The 22,459-nt window shown below is 54.6% G+C and carries 21 protein-coding genes and 7 tRNA genes; 3 read left to right on the top strand and 25 right to left on the bottom strand.

Features of this window, described 5'->3' with window-relative positions; all coding sequences use genetic code 11:
* Positions 1-11 precede the first annotated feature (11 nt).
* From rlmH to Y71_RS19385, 3 genes are all read right to left on the bottom strand, one after another.
* The gene (rlmH, locus tag Y71_RS19395) at positions 12-479 is read right to left on the bottom strand and encodes a 23S rRNA (pseudouridine(1915)-N(3))-methyltransferase RlmH (RefSeq protein ID WP_000776107.1); all 468 of its coding nucleotides are present in this window, start codon (positions 477-479) and stop codon (positions 12-14) included.
* Positions 480-482: 3 nt separating this feature from the next.
* Positions 483-800 (bottom strand): ribosome silencing factor, encoded by a 318-nt coding sequence (gene rsfS, locus Y71_RS19390; RefSeq protein WP_007373852.1) that lies wholly within the window; start codon positions 798-800, stop codon positions 483-485.
* 244 nt (positions 801-1,044) lie between these two features.
* On the bottom strand, positions 1,045-1,656 hold the full coding sequence (locus Y71_RS19385; RefSeq protein ID WP_007373853.1) for an adenosylcobalamin/alpha-ribazole phosphatase: 612 nt from the start codon (positions 1,654-1,656) through the stop codon (positions 1,045-1,047).
* A gap of 100 nt (positions 1,657-1,756) precedes the next feature.
* Between Y71_RS19385 and cobD the strand changes: the two genes are divergently transcribed.
* Positions 1,757-2,845: a threonine-phosphate decarboxylase CobD gene (cobD, locus tag Y71_RS19380; protein WP_007373854.1), complete on the top strand. Its 1,089-nt coding sequence runs from the start codon at positions 1,757-1,759 to the stop codon at positions 2,843-2,845.
* Here cobD and nadD read toward each other — a convergent pair.
* From nadD to leuS, 4 genes are read right to left on the bottom strand one after another with little or no spacing between them, the layout of a single operon-like run.
* Complete coding sequence (gene nadD, locus Y71_RS19375) at positions 2,799-3,470, bottom strand: nicotinate-nucleotide adenylyltransferase (RefSeq protein ID WP_035943215.1); 672 nt, start codon at positions 3,468-3,470, stop codon at positions 2,799-2,801. The genes cobD and nadD overlap by 47 nt on opposite strands.
* Positions 3,463-4,494, bottom strand: a complete 1,032-nt coding sequence (gene holA, locus Y71_RS19370; RefSeq protein ID WP_007373856.1) for a DNA polymerase III subunit delta — start codon at positions 4,492-4,494, stop codon at positions 3,463-3,465. The genes nadD and holA overlap by 8 nt, the downstream gene beginning before the upstream one ends.
* Positions 4,494-5,057, bottom strand: coding sequence for an LPS assembly lipoprotein LptE (gene lptE / locus Y71_RS19365; RefSeq protein ID WP_007373857.1), 564 nt, complete (start codon positions 5,055-5,057; stop codon positions 4,494-4,496). The genes holA and lptE overlap by 1 nt, the downstream gene beginning before the upstream one ends.
* A gap of 14 nt (positions 5,058-5,071) precedes the next feature.
* Positions 5,072-7,654 (bottom strand): leucine--tRNA ligase, encoded by a 2,583-nt coding sequence (gene leuS, locus Y71_RS19360; protein ID WP_007373858.1) that lies wholly within the window; start codon positions 7,652-7,654, stop codon positions 5,072-5,074.
* A 236-nt stretch (positions 7,655-7,890) separates the two neighbouring features.
* On the opposite strand from leuS, the gene Y71_RS19355 reads away from it, so the two are divergent.
* Positions 7,891-8,373 carry a zinc ribbon-containing protein gene (locus Y71_RS19355; RefSeq protein WP_007373859.1) on the top strand — a complete coding sequence of 161 codons (483 nt, stop codon included), beginning with the start codon at positions 7,891-7,893 and terminating at the stop codon, positions 8,371-8,373.
* Between the two features lie 38 nt (positions 8,374-8,411).
* Here Y71_RS19355 and Y71_RS19350 read toward each other — a convergent pair whose 3' ends face one another.
* From Y71_RS19350 to miaB, 9 genes are all read right to left on the bottom strand, one after another.
* Entirely contained in the window at positions 8,412-9,137 is a 726-nt protein-coding gene (locus tag Y71_RS19350) for an amino acid ABC transporter ATP-binding protein (protein ID WP_007373860.1), read from the bottom strand.
* A complete protein-coding gene (gene gltK, locus Y71_RS19345) occupies positions 9,137-9,811 on the bottom strand; it encodes a glutamate/aspartate ABC transporter permease GltK (protein ID WP_007373861.1) in 675 nt (224 codons plus the stop codon). The genes Y71_RS19350 and gltK overlap by 1 nt, the downstream gene beginning before the upstream one ends.
* A gap of 2 nt (positions 9,812-9,813) precedes the next feature.
* Positions 9,814-10,554: an amino acid ABC transporter permease gene (locus Y71_RS19340; protein ID WP_007373862.1), complete on the bottom strand. Its 741-nt coding sequence runs from the start codon at positions 10,552-10,554 to the stop codon at positions 9,814-9,816.
* A 158-nt stretch (positions 10,555-10,712) separates the two neighbouring features.
* Positions 10,713-11,636 carry an amino acid ABC transporter substrate-binding protein gene (locus tag Y71_RS19335; RefSeq protein WP_007373863.1) on the bottom strand — a complete coding sequence of 308 codons (924 nt, stop codon included), beginning with the start codon at positions 11,634-11,636 and terminating at the stop codon, positions 10,713-10,715.
* Between the two features lie 432 nt (positions 11,637-12,068).
* Positions 12,069-13,607 carry an apolipoprotein N-acyltransferase gene (lnt, locus tag Y71_RS19325; RefSeq protein ID WP_007373864.1) on the bottom strand — a complete coding sequence of 513 codons (1,539 nt, stop codon included), beginning with the start codon at positions 13,605-13,607 and terminating at the stop codon, positions 12,069-12,071.
* 5 nt (positions 13,608-13,612) lie between these two features.
* The gene (corC, locus tag Y71_RS19320; RefSeq protein ID WP_007373865.1) at positions 13,613-14,491 is read right to left on the bottom strand and encodes a CNNM family magnesium/cobalt transport protein CorC; all 879 of its coding nucleotides are present in this window, start codon (positions 14,489-14,491) and stop codon (positions 13,613-13,615) included.
* Positions 14,492-14,587: 96 nt separating this feature from the next.
* On the bottom strand, positions 14,588-15,055 hold the full coding sequence (gene ybeY / locus Y71_RS19315; RefSeq protein WP_007373866.1) for an rRNA maturation RNase YbeY: 468 nt from the start codon (positions 15,053-15,055) through the stop codon (positions 14,588-14,590).
* On the bottom strand, positions 15,052-16,098 hold the full coding sequence (locus Y71_RS19310; RefSeq protein WP_007373867.1) for a PhoH family protein: 1,047 nt from the start codon (positions 16,096-16,098) through the stop codon (positions 15,052-15,054). Before Y71_RS19310 ends, ybeY begins: the two co-directional genes overlap by 4 nt.
* Before the next feature lie 141 nt (positions 16,099-16,239).
* Complete coding sequence (gene miaB / locus Y71_RS19305; protein WP_007373868.1) at positions 16,240-17,664, bottom strand: tRNA (N6-isopentenyl adenosine(37)-C2)-methylthiotransferase MiaB; 1,425 nt, start codon at positions 17,662-17,664, stop codon at positions 16,240-16,242.
* Positions 17,665-17,835: 171 nt separating this feature from the next.
* On the opposite strand from miaB, the gene ubiF reads away from it, so the two are divergent.
* A complete protein-coding gene (gene ubiF, locus Y71_RS19300) occupies positions 17,836-19,008 on the top strand; it encodes a 3-demethoxyubiquinol 3-hydroxylase (RefSeq protein WP_007373869.1) in 1,173 nt (390 codons plus the stop codon).
* Between the two features lie 50 nt (positions 19,009-19,058).
* Here ubiF and Y71_RS19295 read toward each other — a convergent pair whose 3' ends face one another.
* From Y71_RS19295 to asnB, 9 genes are all read right to left on the bottom strand, one after another.
* Positions 19,059-19,643: a hypothetical protein gene (locus Y71_RS19295; protein ID WP_007373870.1), complete on the bottom strand. Its 585-nt coding sequence runs from the start codon at positions 19,641-19,643 to the stop codon at positions 19,059-19,061.
* A gap of 118 nt (positions 19,644-19,761) precedes the next feature.
* A tRNA-Gln gene (locus Y71_RS19290) sits at positions 19,762-19,836 on the bottom strand.
* Positions 19,837-19,869: 33 nt separating this feature from the next.
* A tRNA-Gln gene (locus tag Y71_RS19285) sits at positions 19,870-19,944 on the bottom strand.
* A 45-nt stretch (positions 19,945-19,989) separates the two neighbouring features.
* Positions 19,990-20,066 (bottom strand) — tRNA-Met (locus Y71_RS19280).
* A gap of 28 nt (positions 20,067-20,094) precedes the next feature.
* A tRNA-Gln gene (locus Y71_RS19275) sits at positions 20,095-20,169 on the bottom strand.
* Between the two features lie 38 nt (positions 20,170-20,207).
* A tRNA-Gln gene (locus Y71_RS19270) sits at positions 20,208-20,282 on the bottom strand.
* Between the two features lie 22 nt (positions 20,283-20,304).
* A tRNA-Leu gene (locus Y71_RS19265) sits at positions 20,305-20,389 on the bottom strand.
* 9 nt (positions 20,390-20,398) lie between these two features.
* Positions 20,399-20,475, bottom strand: a tRNA-Met gene (locus Y71_RS19260).
* Between the two features lie 221 nt (positions 20,476-20,696).
* Positions 20,697-22,361: an asparagine synthase B gene (gene asnB, locus Y71_RS19255; RefSeq protein ID WP_007373871.1), complete on the bottom strand. Its 1,665-nt coding sequence runs from the start codon at positions 22,359-22,361 to the stop codon at positions 20,697-20,699.
* Positions 22,362-22,459 lie beyond the last annotated feature (98 nt).

The following is a 22,459-nucleotide window of genomic DNA, read 5'->3' as shown; positions in this document are numbered from 1 at the left end:
AAGACTCGTCATTACTCACGGTGGTAAGGATGGTTGGTGGTAATACTCCATGCGCGATACAGGCTTTCAGCCACCAGCACGCGCACCAGCGGGTGCGGGAGCGTTAGCGCAGAGAGAGACCAACTTTGTTCTGCTGCCGCTTTGCAGGCGGGGGATAACCCTTCCGGACCGCCGATAAGCAGACTGACATCGCGTCCGTCCTGCTTCCAGCGTTCCAGTTCATTTGCAAGCTGCGGCGTATCCCAGGGTTTGCCGGGGATATCGAGGGTGACGATGCGATTCTTGCCAGCAGCCGCCAGCATCTGCTCACCCTCTTTGTCGAGAATACGTTTGATATCTGCGTTTTTACCGCGCTTTCCTGCCGGGATCTCAATCAGCTCAAACGGCATATCTTTGGGAAAACGGCGCAGATATTCAGTAAAACCTGTCTGTACCCAGTCCGGCATTTTTGTGCCGACGGCGACCAGTTGCAGTTTCACGCATTAACTCCAGAGTTTTTCCAGCTCATACAGGCGACGGCTCTCTTCCTGCATTACGTGGACAATGACATCGCCCAGATCGACCACAACCCAGTCGGCGGCGCTTTCGCCTTCGACGCCCAGCGGCATCAGACCGGCGGCGCGGGATTCCTGAACCACATGATCCGCAATGGAAATCACATGACGAGTGGAAGTGCCGGTGCAGATAATCATGCAATCGGTGATGCTTGATTTGCCCTGCACGTCAATTGCAACGATGTCCTGACCTTTCAGGTCATCAATTTTGTCGATAACAAAATCCTGGAGTGCTTTACCCTGCAAGTGTTCCCCCTGGGTGAGTGAAAAATGTACTGTTAATGAACGGCCTGACATTATACCTGAACTGCATCGATTGTCGGGACAAATGTCTGACCCGGCAATTTCAAAAGCGGGCTATCATCCCATCATGACCGTGTGATTGCATCGCCATTTTTGTAAAACAATTTCTGCGCGCGGAGGATAACAGCCTTGCATGGCGTGTCAATGACCGAATCACCACGTTGAATGGGATGGTTGAAAAACACGCTTACTCGTCAGCCCGCCAGACGGCGCGGCTGTTAAGTACTCGCAGCGTGGCGAAATCCTCATGCATATCGATCGCACTCCAGCACCCTTGATCAACACGAAAATGCCATAGCGAGGCGGCGGGCATCTTTAACAGGCGGGCGATTAACAGGCTCAAAACGCCCTGATGGCTCACCAGCAGGATATTCTGCTGATCCTTAATATCGGCCAGATGTGCGATAACTTGCTCAATGCGCGCGGAAAATGCCTGAAAGCCTTCGCCATTGGTCGGGATGGCATTCTGCCAGTCATTGCACCAGGCGGCATAGTTCTGCGGATCTTCGCGCGCCAGATCGCGGTGATGGCGCATTTCCCAGTCGCCGAAGAACATTTCATTCAGTAACGGCGTGGTTTCAATGGTGATTTCGCGCCGCTCAAGGACGCGTTCCGCCGTCTGTTGCGCCCGCTCCAGCGCGCTGCACAGTACGCGATCAAAGGGGACCTCGCTGAGCAATTCACCCAGGGTTTGCGCCTGCGCCAGACCCTTGGGCGTCAGCGGAGTGGGGGCGTGGCCGCTGTAAAGCCCTGCAACGTTTGCTTCGGTTTCACCGTGACGAATCAGCCAGAGTCGCATCGTTATCTCCCGTCTGGATTACTGCGCAAAGTTTACCACGCCCCTCAATCCACATCCCTTTTTCGTTTAAGATAGCGGCTTTAAGCAAGCGGAGAGAGCAATGTTTCATAGCGCGCACGGCGGCAATACACGCGAGGCGGCCGCACTGCTGGGCATTGCCCCAGAGCAGTTACTGGATTTCAGCGCCAATATTAATCCGGCGGGTATGCCAGACTCTTTGCGGCATGCATTGCTGGAGAATATGGCGCTGGCTGAGCGCTATCCGGACGTGGAGTATCAGCGCCTGCACCAGGTGCTGGCGGAACATCATCAGGTTCCAGCGTCATGGTTGCTGGCCGGAAATGGTGAGACGGAAGTGATCTTCGCCCTGGTCAATGCGCTGGCGCCGCGTCGGGCGATGCTTATCACGCCTGGGTTTGCTGAGTATCGCCGTGCGCTGCGGCTGGCAGGTTGTGACATCGTCGATTTTCCGTTGCGCGAAGACGAGGGCTGGCAATTGACCGAACGTCTGTTGGGGGCGCTGACGCCGGATCTGGACTGCCTGTTTCTCTGCACGCCAAATAATCCGACCGGGCTGCTGCCGGATGATGCGCTGCTACAGACCATTTCGGCGCGCTGCAAGTCGCTGGGCATTCAGCTTATTCTCGATGAAGCGTTTATGGATTTTATCCCGCAACGCCGCGGCTTTATCCGGCATCTGGCGGGCAATCCGCATCTGTGGGTGCTACGCTCGCTGACCAAGTTTTATGCCATTCCGGGTTTGCGGCTCGGCTATCTGTTGGGCAGCAATGAACAGAAAGTGACGCAGATGCGCGCTGCGCAGATGCCGTGGTCAATCAATGCGTTTGCTGCACTGGCGGGAGAGGTAATCCTGCATGATCATGCTTATCAGCAGGCGAGCTGGCAGTGGCTGGCGGATGAGCGTCCGCGTTTGTTCGCCGCACTGAACGATCTTCCGGCACTCACTGTCTGGCCTGGTGTGGCGAATTACCTGTTTCTGCGTTGTGATGCGCCTGGGGTGGAGTTACAGCGTGCGCTGCTGGAACAGCATATTTTAATTCGTCGCTGTGCGAACTATCCGGGGCTGGATGATCGTTATTACCGCGTTGCGGTGCGCAGCAAAGAGGAAAATGATCGGCTGGTTACGGCAATGCGCCGGGCGCTTGGCGGTACAACCCCTGCGCGTTGATATATTCCAGTACGGCGGCAGGCAGCAGGTCATCGCAGTTTTCGCCGTGCTCCAGCCGCTCACGGATAAGCGTTGCGGAGATATTGAACCACGGCGTTTCAGCCAGATAGATTTTTCCCGCAGGCTGCGTGTGCAACGTTTCGACATGCTGGGTGAGATGTTCATCAAGCCATTGTTGATGCTCTTTCTGCGCCATCTCCAGCGGGTAGCCGGGGCGGCGGCAGACAATCAAATGGCAGTTATCCAGGATGGTTTCGTAGTGGTGCCAGCTCGGGAAGGTAAGCAGAGAATCCTGACCAATGATAAACGCCAGCGGGCAGTGTGGCCCTTGTTCCTCTCGCCACTCCTGCAGCGTTAGCGCGCTGTAAGAGGGCGTGTCGCGGCGCAGTTCCCGCTCATCGAGGGTAAACAGCGGTTTGTCGGCGATGGCCAGTTCGAGCATGATTTTGCGTTGCTGGCTGGTGGCTTCCGGTTGCGGACGGTGCGGCGGTACGTTATTGGGCATAATGATTACCCGTGACAGCCCAATCTGATTCGCCAGCGCTTCAACCGGCTTCAGATGCCCATAATGGACAGGATCGAACGTACCACCAAACAGTGCCTGCAACTGATTCATATCAACCATCAATAAAAACGTCTGCTAATGCCTTATGACAGAGTAGCAGAGAAAACCCTTCCAGCTCGGCCCACACCGACTGACCAAAGTCCTGCTTCACAATCAGCTCAATGTGGCTGAGCAGATGCACCGCCTGGCGTAGCTGATCGGCGCTCAGGCGGTTCAGCGCATCGCCCATCATGCCACGGCGATTTTGCCAGACCCGATGTTTATCAAACAGCGTACGCAGCGGCGTATGCGCGGCGTGACGCTTGAGCGTGACCAGCAGCAGCAATTCGCGCTGCACCGTGCGTAGCAGGATCACCGGCTCGCATGCCTCCAGCCGTAACTGGTTCAGAATATGCAGCGCACGTTTGCTCTTGCCCGCGAGCAGTGCATCAACCCAGTGATACGGGGTAAAGTGCGCTGCGTCGTTGACCGCCTGCTCCACGCGCGGCAGCGTTAATTTGCCATCCGGCCACAGCAGCGACAGCCGTTCAAGTGCCTGCGCCAGCGCCAGCAGATTGCCTTCGTAGCAATAGCAAAGTAGCTGATTTGCGGCGTCATCCAGCTCCAGCTTGTTTTGCTTCGCCCGTGCGGCGACCCAGCGGGGAAGATTCGCCTGTTCTGGCGTCTGGCAGCTAATCTGCACGGCGTGGTTATTCAGTTGCGTCAGCCATGCTGCGTTTTCCTGCGCTTTCGTCAACTTGTTGCCGCGTACGATCAGGATCAGATCCTCATGTAGCAACGAAACCAGCTTTGCCAGTTGTTCATTAATGGCGGCGTTTGGACCGTTCTCCGGCAGCAGCAACAGTAGGGTTTGACGACTGGCAAACAGGCTAAGTGCCTGGCAGATGGAAAAAATAGCGTCCCAGTCGGTGCTGGCATCCAGTGTAAACGTGTGATGTTCGCTGAAGCCTTGCGTGGCGGCAACCTGGCGCACGGCGTCCTGGCTCTCCTGCAACAGCAGTGGATCGTTACCGAGAAGCAGATACGCCGCGCGCAGCCCTTCATTGAGCTGCGCGCGGAGTTGTTCCGGATACAACCTGAGCATTAGCTACCCGGCGTGACGGAAACGGAGGGAGAGGACGGTGCCTGGGTGTTATGCGTCTCAGCGGCATCAGCCGTGTGGACGCTCGGCAGTTTGCGAATCAGTTGCTCTGCCGCTTTGTCGTACATTTCCTGAATAATAATGTCCTGCTCGGCGGCTTTCGCCAATGCCGTTTGCGGGTTATCAAAGAATGAACGGTACACTTTTGTACTGATCGGGTAGATATCATGCCCCGGGATCAGCACGCTGGCATTCGCGGTCAGCACCATTTGATACTCTGCGGTACGGCCGTTCTGGAAGATCGATGCCGTGTCGCGAGTAAACGTCACCGCGCCCAGACGCAGCGAAGGCACATCCTGACGCAGCGTACCTTTCTCCAGCAACTGAACGCCGTTAAGGCGCAGCTGGTTACGAATGGCACGGCTCAGCGGACCGTTCGGATCGCTGGAATCGAAAATCATCGTTTTCATTTCGCCCGGAACCTGCGTGGTGTTACGCAAATGCCAGCCACATCCGGCGGTAACCAGCACCGCCAGTGACAATAACAATGTTGCCAGATATCGCACGCTTCCTCCCGCGCTTAGCCAACGACCAGATTGAGCAGTTTACCCGGTACGTAAATCACTTTACGCACGGTAACGCCATCAAGATACTTCGCCACCAGATGTTCCTGGCCAGCGCGTTCACGCACCTGTTCTTCGGTGGCGTCCACGGCAACGGTAATTTTACCACGCACTTTGCCGTTTACCTGGACGACAACCAGCGTGGTGTCTTCCACCATTGCTTTTTCGTCCGCTACCGGCCACGGTGCATTATCAATATCGCCTTCGCCGCCCAGCTCCTGCCACAGCGTAAAGCTGGCGTGCGGCGTGAACGGGTTCAGCATACGAACTACGGCCAGCAGAGCTTCCTGCAACAGCGCGCGATCCTGATCGTTTTCCTGAGGCGCCTTCGCCAGTTTGTTCATCAGCTCCATAATCGCTGCGATAGCAGTGTTGAAGGTCTGACGACGGCCGATATCATCGGAAACTTTAGCAATGGTTTTATGAACATCGCGGCGCAACGCCTGCTGCTCGTCGTTCAGCGCGGCCAGATCCAGTGCGGCAACCGCGCCTTTGCTGGTGTGCTCGTAAACCAGTTTCCATACGCGTTTCAGGAAGCGGTTCGCCCCTTCCACGCCGGATTCCTGCCACTCCAGCGTCATATCAGCCGGGGAAGCGAACATCATGAACAGACGAACGGTGTCCGCGCCGTAGCGTTCAACCATTTCCTGCGGGTCGATACCGTTATTTTTCGACTTGGACATTTTGCTCATGCCGGTGTAAACCAGCTCATGACCCGCCGAATCTTTCGCTTTCACGATACGGCCTTTGTCGTCGCGCTCAACGTTCGCGTCTTTCGGGGAGACCCAGTTACGCTCGCCGTTTACGCCAACGTAATAGAATGCATCCGCCAGCACCATGCCCTGACACAGCAGCTGTTTAGCCGGTTCGTCAGAGTTCACCATGCCCGCATCGCGCATCAGCTTATGGAAGAAGCGGAAGTAGAGCAGATGCATGATGGCGTGTTCGATACCGCCAATGTAAATATCAACCGGCAGCCAGTAGTTCGCCGCATTCGGGTCGAGCATGCCTTCGCTGTACTGCGGACAGGTATAACGCGCGTAGTACCAGGAAGACTCCATAAAGGTATCGAAGGTGTCGGTTTCACGCAGCGCTGGCTGGCCGTTAACGGTCGTTTTCGCCCATTCCGGGTCGGCCTTGATTGGGCTGGTGATGCCATCCATGACCACATCTTCCGGTAGAATCACCGGCAGTTGATCTTCCGGAGTCGGAATGACTGTACCGTCTTCGAGAGTGACCATCGGAATCGGCGCACCCCAGTAACGCTGACGGGAAACGCCCCAGTCGCGCAGACGGAAGTTCACTTTACGCTCGCCCACGCCTTTGGCTGCCAGCTTGTCGGCAATCGCGTTGAAGCCTTCTTCAAAGCTCAGACCGCTGAACTCGCCAGAGTTGAACAGCGTGCCTTTTTCAGTCAGCGCCTGCTCAGACAGATCCGGCTCTGAACCGTCCGCCGCCAGAATAACCGCCTTGATCGGCAGGTTGTATTTGGTGGCAAATTCATAGTCGCGCTGATCGTGACCCGGAACGGCCATGACCGCACCGGTGCCGTACTCCATCAGTACGAAGTTTGCCGCCCAGACCGGGATCGCTTCGCCGGTCAGCGGATGAACCGCTTTAAAGCCGGTAGCAACGCCTTTTTTCTCCATCGTCGCCATATCGGCTTCCGCCACTTTGGTATTGCGGCATTCGTCGATGAAAGCGGCCAGCTCTGCGTTACTGGCTGCGGCTTTTTGCGCCAGCGGGTGACCTGCGGCAACGGCCAGATAGGTCGCGCCCATAAAGGTATCCGGACGGGTCGTATAGACCGTCAGCTTCTGGTCGCTGTCCTGAACGTCAAAGGTGATTTCCACGCCTTCGGAACGGCCAATCCAGTTACGCTGCATGGTTTTCACGGTATCCGGCCAGTGATCCAGATTATCCAGGTCGTTCAGCAGTTCGTCGGCGTAGGCGGTGATTTTGATAAACCACTGCGGGATCTCTTTACGCTCAACTTTGGTATCGCAGCGCCAGCAGCAGCCGTCGATAACCTGTTCGTTCGCCAGTACGGTCTGGTCGTTCGGGCACCAGTTCACCGCAGAGGTTTTCTTGTAAACGAGACCTTTTTTGTACAGTTCGGTGAAGAACTTCTGTTCCCAGCGGTAATATTCCGGGGTGCAGGTCGCCAGCTCGCGGCTCCAGTCGTAGCCGAAGCCCAGCATTTTGAGCTGGTTTTTCATATAGGCGATGTTGTCGTAAGTCCACGGTGCCGGCGCCGTGTTGTTTTTCACCGCCGCGCCTTCCGCAGGCAGACCGAACGCATCCCAGCCAATTGGCTGCAATACATTTTTACCCAGCATGCGCTGGTAGCGAGAAACCACATCGCCGATGGTGTAGTTACGGACGTGGCCCATGTGTAGTCGGCCAGAAGGATAGGGGAGCATCGACAGGCAATAGTATTTCTCTTTGCTCTCGTCTTCAGTGACTTCGAATGTGCGTTTCTCTTCCCAGTGACGCTGTACTTTGGATTCTATCTCTTCCGGGCGGTATTGCTCTTGCATGGCAGCCAGTAGTCCTGTTTTTGCTACAGCTACAAATGTAGCGTTGTTACGTGGTTTTTCAGATCGGCATAGCATAGCCCAAACGTCAGCCTCAAAACAGCCTTTCCGCGAGCCGCGAACGAAATAGCCCGGCGCTTTTGCCGTTAACTTTTTGCCAACAGTGCGGCGCAGTCGGCACTGCGTACGGTAAATAACGTCTACCATTAGAGAGAGTTACTGAACCGGGAGGCGAAACGATGAACAAGGTTGCTCATTTTTACCGTGAACTGGTAGCGACGTTAACCGAACGTTTGCGCAATGGAGAGCGCGATATTGACGCATTAGTTGATCAGGCGCGCCAGCGCGTCTCACAGACCGGTGAGTTAACTCGCACCGAGATCGACGAGCTGATGCGGGCTATCCGCCGCGATCTCGAAGAGTTTGCCCGCAGCTATAACGAAAGTCAGGAAGAGGTGACGGACAGCGTCTTTATGCGGGTAATTAAAGAGAGTATCTGGCAGGAACTGGCGGATATCACCGATAAAACGCAGCTTGAATGGCGCGAAGTATTCCAGGATCTCAATCATCACGGTGTCTACCACAGTGGCGAAGTGGTGGGGCTGGGGAATCTGGTATGCGAGAAGTGCCACTTCCACCTGGCAGTATATACCCCGGATGTGTTGCCGCTGTGCCCGAAATGCGGGCACGATCAGTTCCAGCGACGCCCCTTTGAACCTTAAGGCAAAAACGCCTGCCGGTACTGGCAGGCGTTAATTTGTTAGTGCAGGATTTTGGCGAGGAAATCTTTTGCCCGTTCGGATTTTGGATTATTGAAGAAAGCGTCTTTCTCTGAATCCTCAACGATTTTCCCTTCATCCATAAAGATCACGCGGTTTGCCACTTTGCGGGCAAAGCCCATTTCGTGGGTCACCACCATCATCGTCATCCCTTCGTTTGCCAGTTCGACCATCACATCCAGCACTTCGTTGATCATCTCCGGATCGAGCGCTGACGTCGGTTCATCAAACAGCATCGCCACCGGATCCATACACAGGGCTCGGGCGATTGCCACACGCTGCTGCTGACCGCCGGAGAGCTGCGCCGGGAATTTGTTGGCGTGCGCCGACAGCCCAACACGCTCAAGCAGTTTTAAGCCTTTTTCCCGTGAGGCGGCTTTGTCACGCTTCAACACTTTGACCTGCGCCAGCGTCAGGTTGTCGATAATCGACAGATGCGGGAAGAGTTCAAAATGCTGGAATACCATGCCGACATGCGAGCGCAATTTTGCCAGATCGGTTTTCTTGTTGTTAACCTGGGTGCCGTTGACGATGATTTCGCCTTTCTGCACCGGCTCCAGGCCGTTAACGGTTTTAATCAGCGTGGATTTACCGGAACCCGACGGGCCGCACACTACCACCACTTCGCCTTTTTTCACTTCGGTGGAGCAGTCGGTCAACACCTGAAAGTGGCCATACCATTTAGAAACATTTTTCAGGGAAATCATTAGACGGTCCTTTTCTTCAGCCAGCTGACCAACAGCGAAGCACTGAGACTGATAACAAAATACACGGCGCCGGCAAACAGGATCATTTCGACCTGCGTACCATCACGCTCGCCAATGGTGGATGCCGTACGGAAGAAGTCCGCGAGGCTCAGGACATACACCAAAGAGGTGTCCTGGAACAGTACGATCCCTTGCGTTAACAGCAGCGGAACCATGGCGCGAAACGCCTGCGGCAGGATGATTAACTGCATCGACTGCCAGTGCGTCATACCCAACGCCAGCGCTGCGCTGGATTGCCCACGCGAGATACTCTGAATACCTGCGCGGATAATTTCCGAATAGTAAGCCGCTTCGAACATTGAGAACGCCACCATTGCCGAAATCAAACGGATATCGGTTTGCGGCGACAGGCCCAGCACGTTTTGCAGGAAACCCGGCACAATCAGGTAGAACCACAGCAGCACCATCACCAGCGGGATGGAGCGGAAGACGTTCACGTAGCTTTTGGCGAACCAGCGCAGCGGCGCAAACGTCGACAAACGCATTACTGCCAGCAGGGTGCCCCAGACAATCCCGATCACAATGGCGGTCACGGTGATTTTCAGCGTAATCGCCAGCCCGTTGAGCAGATAGGGCAGAGAAGGAACAATTGAACTCCAGTCAAAATCGTACATGTTTATTTGCCTCCCATATTGCCCGGCAGGCGAATTTTGCGTTCTACCAGCGTCATCACCAGCATAATGACCGCGTTAATCAGGACATAGGCTACGGTGATAGCAGTAAAGGATTCCCACGCGTGCGCGGAGTAATCCAGCAGTTTCCCTGCCTGCGCCGCCATATCGACCAGACCGATGGTGGAGGCGATAGCGGAGTTTTTCACCAGGTTCATCATTTCGGAGGTCATTGGCGGCACAATCACGCGATACGCATTCGGCAGCAGCACATAACGATAGGTTTGCGGCAGCGTCAGCCCCATTGCCAGCCCGGCGTTCTTTTGACCGCGCGGCAGCGACTGGATCGCCGCCCGTACCTGTTCGCATACGCGAGCGGCGGTGAACAGCCCCAGACAAACCATTGAAGAGATGAAAAATTGGATGTTCGGATCGAGCTCCTGTTTGAACCACATGCCGATATTTTCCGGCAGCAGTTCCGGTACCACCAGATACCATGCAAAGAACTGCACGATCAGCGGAACGTTACGGAACAGTTCGACATAGCAGGTGCCAATGCCGGACAGGAAACGGTTAGGGACTGTTCGCAGGATGCCAAACAGTGAACCGACAAGAAAAGCGATAATCCAGGCCGCGATGGAAAGCGCGATAGTGACCTGAAAACCACTCCATAGCCAGCCAAGGTAGGTGGTGTTGCCGAACGGGGCTTGTTGCAGGAATATTCCCCAGTTCCAGTCTATGGACATAAATCTACTCCGGAAAAAAAAGGGTAGCAGCGCTACCCTCGAAGATTGTATGAAGAGCGAGTTTTCGCGTTGAGTGGGGAACGACCATTCAACGTATAGTCTGTCCGTGCTACTTCGACAATCGAGAGGGCAGGTAAACCCGCCCCTAATGGTTTTAATTAGTTAAGAGCTTTATCATTCGGTGCTTTGAACAGCGCTTTCATGTCATCAGACAGCGTAAAGTTCATGTTCATGTTTTTTGGCGGAATCGGGCTTTTAAACCATTTCTCGTAGGACTTCTCTGCCGCGCCGGAGGTTTGCAACTGAGCAATGGTGTCATCCATCAGCTTTTTAAACTCTGGATCGTTTTTACGCAGCATGCAGCCGTACGCTTCGTGGGACTGCGGCGTACCAACGATTTCCCAGTTGTCGGGTTTCTTCGCTTTCGCACGTTCACCCGCCAGCAGAGCATCATCCATCATAAAGGCTACTGCACGGCCGCTTTCCAGCGTACGGAAGGAGTCGCCGTGGTCTTTAGCGCTGATGATGCGCATATCCATTTTCTTCTCATCATTCAGTTTGTTGAGCAGAATTTCGGACGTGGTACCCGAGGTCACGACAACCGCTTTGCCTTTCAGATCTGCGAAATCTTTAATCGGGCCGCCTTTTTTGGTCAGCAGACGCGTACCGACCACGAAAATGGTGTCGGAGAAGGCCGCTTGTTTTTGACGTTCAAGGTTGTTGGTGGTGGAACCGCACTCAAAGTCGAAAGTACCGTTTTGCAGCAGCGGAATACGGTTCTGCGAAGTAATAGGGATCAGCTTAACGGCCAGATCCGGCTTATTCAGTTTTTTCTTCACCGCTTCAACGATAGCGTTGGAGTAATCCTGCGAGTAGCCGACCACTTTCTGTTCGTTGTCGTAATAGGAGAACGGTACGGAAGATTCACGGTGACCCACGACGATAACGCCGTTTTTGGCAATTTTATCCAGCGTCGTTTGCTGCTGAGCAGCCGCATCGGCAGGTTTTGCATCTTCAGCATGAACCAGACCGGCGGACATTCCCATCACCAGCATCGCGGCGGCCAGTTTACGTAATTGCATATCCAGACTCCTTTATCGTCAGCGCCAGAGACGCATTGATACCCGTTGTGTATGTTGTGTTTTTTATAGACTGCGACATTTTCGTGCAGTGTCGTGTGTGTTTGTTACATTTAGTCTGGCTTAATGTAAAGATTTTGCTGCGGTATTGTTTATTTTTGCGAGGCGCGCCGCACCGTTTAAAGGCAAAAATCTTCCATTGCACCAAACTGGTGCCGCTAATGTTCCCTGCCGGTGCGACTCTGTTGCACATAAGCGGATTTCATAGCTGCCTGATATGTATAAGCAAATGGCATGCCAGAAACGACTGGATGGCTGCGAAGATGGGGGGCCTTTAGGAAGCGTTGCCGGATGGCGGCTATGCCTTATCCGGCCTACGGTGTGTGAATTGTCGGCCGGATAAGCGAAGCGCCTTTCGGCGCTTAAAAGAGCGGATTAACGGCGGCGCTGGCGCAGGCTCATCACCACGGCGGCAAAGCCGAAGAGGGCGGAGAGGATCCACACCGGCCAGTTACCTGCGCGTGCGTATGGTGTCAAACCGGATGTCGGCGTGACGCTGGTGGTGAGCACCTCGCGGGTAAACTGCGGGATCATCGCCTGAATCTCGCCCTGTGGGCCGATCACTGCGGTGATGCCATTGTTGGTACTGCGCAGCAGAGGACGCGCCAACTCCAGCGCGCGCATACGCGCCATCTGGAAGTGCTGCCACGGGCCGATAGACTTGCCGAACCACGCATCGTTAGAGATGGTCAGCAGGAAATCGGTATCCGGGCGGAAGTTATCACGCACCTGCTCGCCAAGAATGATCTCGTAGCAGATAGCTGCCGTCAGCTTCAGACCGTGCGCCGTCAGCGGCGGTTGTACATACGATCCGCGGCTGAATGAGGACATCGGCAGATCGAAGAACGGCGCCAGCGGGCGCAGAATCGACTCCAGCGGTACGAATTCGCCAAACGGTACCAGATGGTTCTTGTTATAGCGATCGGATGAACTGTAGCTGTAGGCGCTGTCTTTACCCAGCGTGATAATGGTGTTGTAGGTATCGTAACGGTTTTGTTGATTCAGCCGCGCATCGACAATACCGGTGATAAGCGTACTGTCATGCGCCCGCAGCAGATCATCCATGGCGGTTAAAAAGCGCTGTTGATTAATTTCCAGATCCGGAATGGCGGACTCCGGCCAGATGATCAGTTGCGATTTCCCCATCACCTGCTCAGTGGCGTCGCTGTAGATTTTCAGCGTGTTGAACAACTGCTTTTCGTCCCACTTCAGCGCCTGGGGAATATTGCCCTGTACCAGCGAAACCTGCGTGGTGCGCTGTGGCAGCAACTGATACCACTGGATATAGCGTAGCGGGAACGGCAGGGCGAACAGCAGCACCGCAATCACTAACGGACGCCAGCTTTTGTTCACCAGCGCCAGCACCAGTAAGCCGCTAACTACCATCAGCAGGAAGTTGATGGCTTCGACGCCCATCAGTGGCGCCAGCCCTTTCAGCGGGCCGTCGATCTGGCTGTAGCCGAACTGCAGCCACGGGAACCCGGTCAGCACCCAGCCGCGCAAAAATTCGGTAATTTGCCATACCACGGGGGCGGCGACAGCCACGCGCAGCCAGCTGGTTTGCGGCCAAAGGCGTGACAAAATCCCGGCGAACAGACCGGTATACAACGACAAATAGGCGGCCAGCAGAACCACCAGGAAAACGTTGACCGGGCCAGGCATACCGCCGAACTGCGCAATACTGACGTAAACCCAGTGCACGCCGCTACCAAACAGCCCCAGCCCCCAGAAATAACCAATCCAGGCGGACTGTAGAGGTCGACGATTGAGGGTTAATCCTTGCAGGCCCATCAGAGAGATAAGAGCTGCAGGCCAGAAGTCATAAGGAGAAAAAGCCAGCGTTCCGCTGGCTCCGAATAACAGCGCCAGCAGCAGACGCACGCGCTGGCGCTCAAACAGTGAGGCAAATACCATTTACATTACTCATCCAGTTTCGGTTGCGGCGAATCATCCGGCATTCTGACATGGACCTGAATAATACGTCGGCTGTCGGCCATAGCGACTTTGAATTGGTAACCATCAATGTCAATCGCTTCTCCGCGCGCCGGGAGATGACCAAACGCCTGCATCACCAGCCCGCCGATGGTGTCCACTTCTTCATCGCTGAAGTGGGTGCCAAAGGTCTCGTTGAAGTCTTCAATCGGCGCCAGTGCGCGCACTGTCCAGGTATGACGGCTGAGCTGGCGGAAGTCGATATCCTCTTCTTCGTCGTACTCATCTTCAATTTCGCCGACGATCAGCTCCAGAATGTCTTCAATCGTCACCAGACCGGAAACACCACCAAACTCATCAATCACGATAGCCATATGGTAGCGCTGGGAACGGAACTCTTTCAGCATGCGATCCACACGCTTACTTTCCGGTACCACCACTGCCGGGCGTAACACCTTTTCCATGCTGAAGGCTTCGGCATCGCTGCGCATAAAAGGCAGCAAATCCTTGGCCATCAGAATCCCTTCGATATGATCTTTGTCTTCGCTGATCACCGGGAAGCGCGAGTGGGCAGACTCGATAATGACATCGAGGCATTCGTCCAGCGTCTGGTTGCGTTTCAGGGTGATCATTTGTGAACGGGGGATCATGATGTCGCGCACGCGCTGGTCCGCGATATCCATCACCCCTTCAAGCATGTCGCGCGTATCGTTGTCGATAAGCTCGTTCTGCCCGGAGTCTCGGATCAGAGCCAGTAATTCGTCACGGTTTTTTGGTTCGCCGTGGAAAAGCTGACTCAGTAAAAGGGAGAAGAATCCCTTCTTGCTGTTGGTTGTGTCGCTACTGTGTGAGTTATCGTCGCTCATGGCGTCGTGTGGGTTCTCATGTTGGTTAATTTGTCGCTCGTCACGCGTAAACTCAGCGCCGGACGGCAGTTAAGAGTGGATGCGCAGGCTTTCCGGTTACTCTTTCTCGGAAATGTACGGATCCTCATAGCCCAGAGCAAGCATTATCTCTGTCTCGATCCCTTCCATTTCTTCCGCTTCATCGTCTGCAATATGGTCGTAACCGAGCAGGTGTAAACTACCGTGCACAACCATGTGCGCCCAGTGCGCATCCAGCGGTTTACCTTGCTCCTGCGCTTCCTGTTCCACCACCTGGCGGCAGATAATCAGATCGCCGAGCAGCGGCATTTCGATGCCGGGCGGCGCTTCAAAAGGGAATGACAGCACATTGGTCGGCTTATCTTTCCCGCGATAAGTCAGATTCAGTTCGTGGCTTTCCGCGCTGTCGACCAGGCGAATGGTGACTTCCGCTTCTTCCTGAAACTGCGGGATAACCGCGTCCAGCCACTTCTGAAACTGCGCTTCTTCCGGCAGGCCGCTGTTATCTTCACACGCCAACTGTAAATCGAGGATCACCTGACTCATTTCTGTTCCTGCTCCTGCGCTTCGCGCTTACGTTCGGCAGCCAGTTCTGCTTTACGTTTCTGTTCGGCTTCTTCCCAGGCCTCATAGGCGATAACGATGCGGGCAACAACCGGATGGCGGACCACGTCTTCGCTGTGGAAGAAGTTAAAGCTAATTTCATCGACATTCGCCAGCACTTCAATCGCATGACGCAGACCGGATTTGGTATTGCGCGGCAGGTCGATTTGCGTAATGTCGCCGGTGATCACCGCTTTCGAGTTAAAGCCGATACGCGTCAGGAACATCTTCATCTGCTCGATGGTGGTATTCTGGCTTTCATCAAGAATAATGAAGGCGTCGTTTAATGTCCGCCCGCGCATGTAGGCCAGCGGGGCGACTTCAATGACGTTGCGCTCAATCAGTTTCTCCACGCGTTCGAAACCGATCATTTCAAACAGCGCGTCATACAGCGGGCGCAGGTATGGATCCACTTTCTGGCTGAGATCGCCTGGCAGGAAGCCCAGTTTTTCCCCTGCCTCAACCGCCGGACGCGTCAGCAGAATACGGCGCACTTCCTGGCGCTCCAGCGCATCCACCGCCGCCGCAACCGCAAGGTAGGTTTTCCCCGTACCGGCCGGGCCTACGCCGAAGGTGATGTCGTGATCGAGAATATTGGCGACGTATTGCGCCTGGTTTGGCGTACGCGGTTTAATCACACCACGCTTGGTTTTGATATGGATAGCTTTGCCGTATTCCGGCACGCTCTCGGCGCTTTGTTCCAGCACGCGGGCTTCTTTGATCGCCAGATGAATTTGTTCCGGTTCGATGTCCTGCGTCTGGCCGCGCATTGGCGCAGTATCGACATACAGCGTGCGCAGAATGTCGGCCGCAGCGTTGACGCAGATTTCGCGTCCGGTGAGTTTGAAGTGATTATCGCGACGGTTGATTTCTATGCCCAGTCGCCGCTCCAGTTGTTTGATGTTGTCGTCAAACGGGCCGCACAGACTTAGCAGGCGTGTGTTGTCCGCTGGCTCAAGGGTAATTTCACGCGTATCTATGTTCAAACTGTTCCTCTTTTCAGTGTGTCGCGGGCTCTGCCCATCAGGGAATTATTCACGGCATATTAAGAAGTCGCAAGCTTAGCGCATGATGTTGGGGCAGGCAGGGGAAAAGCAAGGCCTGCCAGAAATGGCAGGCCAGTGGCATTACGGCTGGTACGTGCCAACGCCGAGGTCGTTCTCTTTACGCGTACGGGCGATTACCGATTCCGGGGATTCCACGACGCGCAGACCCATTTCGTCTTCGGTACGGACCAGTACGCCGCGCAGGGAGTTTGGATAGACATCAACGATTTCCACATCGACGAATTTGCCGATCATCTCTGGCGAGCCTTCAAAGTTCACCACGCGGTTATTTTCGGTACGACCGGACAGTTCCATGATGTTCTTGCGTGAAGTGCCCTCTACCAGAATGCGCTGGGTAGTGCCGAGCATACGCCGGCTCCAGGCCATCGCCTGCTGGTTAATGCGCTCCTGCAGAATATAGAGGCGCTGTTTTTTCTCCTCCTCCGGTACATCGTCCACCATATCGGCGGCCGGTGTCCCCGGACGTGCAGAGAAGATAAAGCTGTAGCTCATGTCGAAATTGACATCGGCGATAAGCTTCATCGTCTTTTCGAAATCGTCGGTGGTTTCGCCAGGGAAGCCAACGATAAAGTCGGAGCTTATCTGGATATCCGGGCGCGCCTCACGCAGCTTGCGAATAATTGCTTTATATTCCAGCGCAGTGTGCGTACGACCCATCATGTTCAGCACACGGTCGGAGCCGCTCTGCACCGGCAGATGCAGGAAGCTCACCAGCTCTGGCGTATCACGGTAGACATCAATGATATCGTCGGTGAATTCAATCGGGTGGCTGGTGGTGAAACGGATGCGGTCAATACCGTCGATCGCGGCGACCAGACGCAGCAGTTCCGCAAAGGTACCGGCGCTACCGTCGAAGTTCTCACCGCGCCAGGCGTTAACGTTCTGACCGAGCAGGTTCACTTCACGCACGCCCTGCGCCGCCAGTTGAGCGATTTCAAACAGGATGTCGTCAGATGGGCGGCTCACCTCTTCACCACGGGTGTAAGGCACCACGCAGTAAGTGCAGTATTTGTTGCAGCCTTCCATGATAGAGACAAAGGCGGTCGGACCTTCGGCACGCGGCTCCGGCAGACGATCGAATTTTTCAATTTCCGGGAAGCTGATATCGACGACCGGGCTACGGTTGCCGCGCACGGAGTTGATCATCTCCGGCAGGCGATGCAGAGTTTGCGGCCCGAAAATAATGTCAACGTAGTGGGCGCGCTGGCGAATGTGATCGCCCTCCTGAGAAGCTACGCAGCCGCCAACACCGATAATCAGATCGGGGTTTTTCTCTTTCAGCAGCCTCCAGCGACCCAGCTGATGGAAAACTTTTTCCTGAGCCTTTTCGCGGATCGAGCAGGTATTGAGCAGCAGCACATCCGCCTCTTCCGCCACTTCGGTCAGTTGATAGCCGTGTGTGGCATCCAGCAGATCGGCCATCTTCGATGAATCGTATTCGTTCATCTGACAGCCCCAGGTTTTTATGTGGAGTTTTTTAGTCATCGACTTGCTCTTGCTTAAGTTCATATACCCCGAGTATGACGGGTATAAGCCAGGATTGCAGGCCGCGTATTGTAATGCTTTGGTCGCGTGCTGACCAGTATGACGGATGTCAGACGCAAGGGAGAAAAAATCCGGTAAACTTAAGGGATTCTCGTTTAAGGAAAATTAGCCATGACACATCACACTGAAGTCGCCGTCGTTGGCGGTGGCATGGTCGGCGGAGCGCTGGCGCTGGGGCTGGCGCAACATGGATTTACCGTTACGGTAATTGAGCAGCATGCGCCGCCCACGTTTGATGCGACGGCGCAGCCGGATGTGCGTATTTCGGCAATTAGCGCCGCATCGGTGGCGTTGCTGCGCGGGTTGGGTGTCTGGGAACGTGTGCAGGCGATGCGCTGCCACCCGTATCGCCAGCTGGAAACCTGGGAGTGGGAAAACGCCCATGTGATATTTGACGCCCGCGAGCTGAAATTGCCGCTGCTCGGTTATATGGTTGAAAACAATGTCCTGCAACGTGCGCTGTGGGACGCGCTTGAGGCGCATCCGCAGGTCACGTTACGTGTGCCCGCGGCACTCAGCGGATTACATACGGATGGTGATCATCACCAACTGACCTTCGAGGAGGGCGAGTCGTTAACGGCGAAGCTGGTGGTTGGCGCGGATGGCGCTAACTCCCGCGTTCGGCAGGCGGCCGGAATTGGCATTCACGCCTGGCAGTATCAGCAATCCTGTATGTTGATTACCGTTGAGTGCGAAGCTGAGGCAGGCGAGAGCACCTGGCAACATTTTACTCCCGATGGGCCGCACGCCTTTTTACCGCTGTTTGGCAACTGGGCCTCGTTGGTATGGTATGACACGCCTGCGCGTATTCGCCAGTTACAGACGCTGACTATGGCGCAGCTGGAGCAGGAGATCGTTCGCAACTTTCCTCCGCGACTGGGGCGCGTGAAGCCGGTTGCGGCGGCGGCATTCCCGCTGGCGCGCCGTCATGCGTTGCAATATGTTCGCCCGGGCCTTGCGCTGGTGGGCGATGCGGCACATACCATTCATCCGCTGGCCGGGCAGGGCGTCAATCTGGGCTATCGTGATGTTGATGCCTTGCTGGAAGTGCTTACCGGGGCACGTACGCACGGCGAAGCCTGGGCCAGTCACGCGATTTTAAAACGCTATCAGACGCGTCGAATGGCGGATAACTTTATTATGCAAAGCGGTATGGATCTGTTCTATGCCGGGTTCAGCAACAACCTTGGCCCGGTCAGGTTGTTGCGTAATATTGGTCTGATGGCGGCGGAGCGTGCCGGAGTGCTGAAACGTCAGGCGCTGAAATATGCTTTAGGACTATAGATGTTAACTTTGTGCCGCGAGTATCCAGTGTTCGCGGCCTTTGATTCGCATTAGCGTAACGAAAGCAGTACATCCAACGCAGTACGCACGCGCATTTTCTGCTGGAAAAAAGCCTGATAGCCGTCAGCCGCTTCAACATGTTGCAATGCCCATGCACCGGCGCGCATATCGCGCATTGTTGTCAGTGTATGGTAGATCGGCAGCAGCAGAAGTATAAATGCCGCTACTGCTGCGATCCCTGCATAGCTCGTCCACTCAATTTCCCGCGTCTGCTGTATCAACAGTCCTAAGGTCATTAACTGCAAAATGAGCCGGGCAATAAAGCCCCGCCAGTAGAATTGCTGAAGACGTTCTGGCGTATGAAAACAGGGGTTTTTAAGCGAAGCGCGTTGCTCTTCCAGCGGAATGCCTTGCATGTAAACTTTCCAGTTAGATATTTCGCTGAGCAGCGTGGCCTGGCCATGTTGGCTGAGCGTGTGCAGTCGCATCGAAACCAGCACCGGAAACACGAGACCCATCAGCAGACCATACAAAAAGGGTGCGGAGAGGCCGAAAAAAGCCAGTGCCAGGCAAAATACACCTAACAGAATGTAGAGTGGGGAGTAGAGTGGGAAGGCTGTTGTCTGGTAGTTCATGATGTCATCCCCGCTGAGTAATGGTTTAAATTACCACTGATTTTGACGGGATACTCGCTACCAATTCCGGGGATGAAAAAACAAAAAAGCCCGCCGAAGCGAGCTTTTTTGCATTAAGTGGCTGGGGTACGAGGATTCGAACCTCGGAATGGTGGAATCAGAATCCACTGCCTTACCGCTTGGCGATACCCCAAATGTGCGCCCGCAAAAGCAGACGTCTTTGAGATGGCTGGGGTACGAGGATTCGAACCTCGGGATGGTGGAATCAGAATCCACTGCCTTACCGCTTGGCGATACCCCAACAAATCTTTCAGGTTTAATACGCTAAAGTACTACACCTTAAATATGGTGGCTACGACGGGAATCGAACCTGTGACCCCAGCATTATGAGTGCTGTGCTCTAACCAGCTGAGCTACGTAGCCAAATTTTACTGCTTACCCAGTCATCGACTGGCTGGGGTACCTGGATTCGAACCAGGGAATGCCGGTATCAAAAACCGGTGCCTTACCGCTTGGCGATACCCCAACGACTGACGCGTTTACACGCAGGAGTCGAAGAAGAGATGGCTGGGGTACCTGGATTCGAACCAGGGAATGCCGGTATCAAAAACCGGTGCCTTACCGCTTGGCGATACCCCATCCGTGCAACACCTGTTGGGAATGGTGCGGGAGGCGAGACTTGAACTCGCACACCTTGCGGCGCCAGAACCTAAATCTGGTGCGTCTACCAATTTCGCCACTCCCGCAAAAAAAGATGGTGGCTACGACGGGAATCGAACCTGTGACCCCAGCATTATGAGTGCTGTGCTCTAACCAGCTGAGCTACGTAGCCATCTTTTTTTCGCGTTACCTTATCGGCGTTGCGGGGCGCATTATGCGTATTGGGCCTTACAGCGTCAATACCTTTTTCATCGAAAATTGCCGTAATGTGACTGTTTGGTTAGGTTGCGAACAGCATGGATGCTTTATTCAACAAAATTCGAATTTATTCATGAAATCAGTGATACAAAAAAATACGGACCCCGCAGGGCCCGTAAGAATAACCGCCACTTATTAATAAGCGGACTGGTGAATACCCACAGCGCGACCTGACGGATCGTTCATGGTTTTGAATGCTTCATCCCACTCGAATGCTTTAGCCGAAGAGCAGGCAACAGACGGACCGCCAGGTACGCATTCTGCTGCGCTTGGCAGCGGGAACAGCTCTTCAAAGATTTCGCGGTACAAATACGCTTCTTTTGACGCTGGCGTGTTGTAGGGGAAGCGGTAGCTGGCGGTCGCCAGTTGCTGATCCGTCACCTGCTGCGCCGCCACTTCTTTCAGCGTATCGATCCAACTGTAACCTACACCGTCGGAGAACTGCTCTTTCTGGCGCCACGCCACGCTTGCCGGCAGATAGGATTCAAAACATTCGCGCAGAATGTGTTTTTCCATTTTGCCGTTGCTGCCGCACATTTTGTCCTGCGGGTTGATGCGCATTGCCACGTCGAGGAATTTCTTATCAAGGAACGGAACGCGTGCTTCAACACCCCAGGCCGACATCGCTTTGTTTGCACGCGCACAGTCAAACATATGCAGCGCTTGCAGTTTACGTACGGTCTCTTCATGCAGTTCTTTGGCATCCGGCGCTTTATGGAAGTAGAGATAGCCGCCGAATACTTCATCGGAACCCTCGCCGGAGAGCACCATTTTGATACCCATCGCTTTGATTTTACGCGACATCAGGTACATCGGGGTTGAAGCGCGAATAGTCGTCACATCATAAGTTTCGATGTGATAGATAACGTCACGGATCGCATCCAGACCTTCCTGCACGGTGAAGTGAATTTCGTGGTGCACGGTGCCGAGATGGTTAGCCACTTCCTGCGCGGCTTTCAGATCCGGCGCGCCTTTCAGGCCAACAGCAAAGGAGTGCAATTGTGGCCACCAGGCTTCAGAGCGCTCCTGATCCTCAACGCGACGAGCAGCGAATTTCTTGGTGATAGCTGAAATGACAGAAGAATCCAGACCGCCGGAGAGCAGCACGCCGTACGGCACGTCTGACATCAGATGGCTTTTCACCGACTCTTCCAGCGCCTGGCGCAGCTCGGCTTTATCCGTCACGTTATCTTTTACAGCGTCATAGTCAAACCAGTCGCGCTGATAGTAAGAACGGATTTCACCGTCTTTGCTCCACAGGTAGCTGCCTGCCGGAAACTCTTTAATCGTGCGGCAAACCGGTACCAGCGCTTTCATTTCTGAGGCAACATAAAAGTTGCCGTGCTCATCGTGACCCATGTACAGCGGAATAATACCGATATGGTCGCGGCCAATCAGATAAGCATCTTTTTCACTGTCATACAGGGCGAAAGCAAACATCCCCTGCAAATCGTCGAGGAATTCCGGACCTTTCTCCTGATACAGCGCCAGGATCACTTCACAGTCGGAACCGGTCTGGAATGCATAACGATCGCCGTATTCTGCGCGTAAAGCCTGATGGTTATAGATTTCACCGTTAACCGCCAGCGCATGCGTTTTTTTCTCGTTATACAGCGGCTGCGCGCCTGCGTTGACGTCAACAATAGAGAGACGCTCATGGGCCAGAATGGCTTTGTCACTTGCATACACGCCGGACCAATCCGGGCCGCGGTGGCGCATCAGGCGGGATAATTCCAGCGCTTTTTTACGTAATTCTGCTGCGTCGGTTTTAATATCCAGTACGCCAAAAATTGAACACATAGACTTCTCCGTTAACCTTGAGGGCATTGCTGTAATGTTGTGTGCTTGCATTCAAAATGCCGCAAAAGCGCAGGGGCGCGCAAGCCTTTTGCGAGCGT

The organism is Kosakonia radicincitans DSM 16656, assembly GCF_000280495.2.
In the GTDB taxonomy this organism is placed as follows: domain Bacteria; phylum Pseudomonadota; class Gammaproteobacteria; order Enterobacterales; family Enterobacteriaceae; genus Kosakonia; species Kosakonia radicincitans.
The sequence above is the reverse complement of the archived record's forward strand: the minus strand, read 5'-3'. Positions and strand labels throughout refer to the sequence as shown.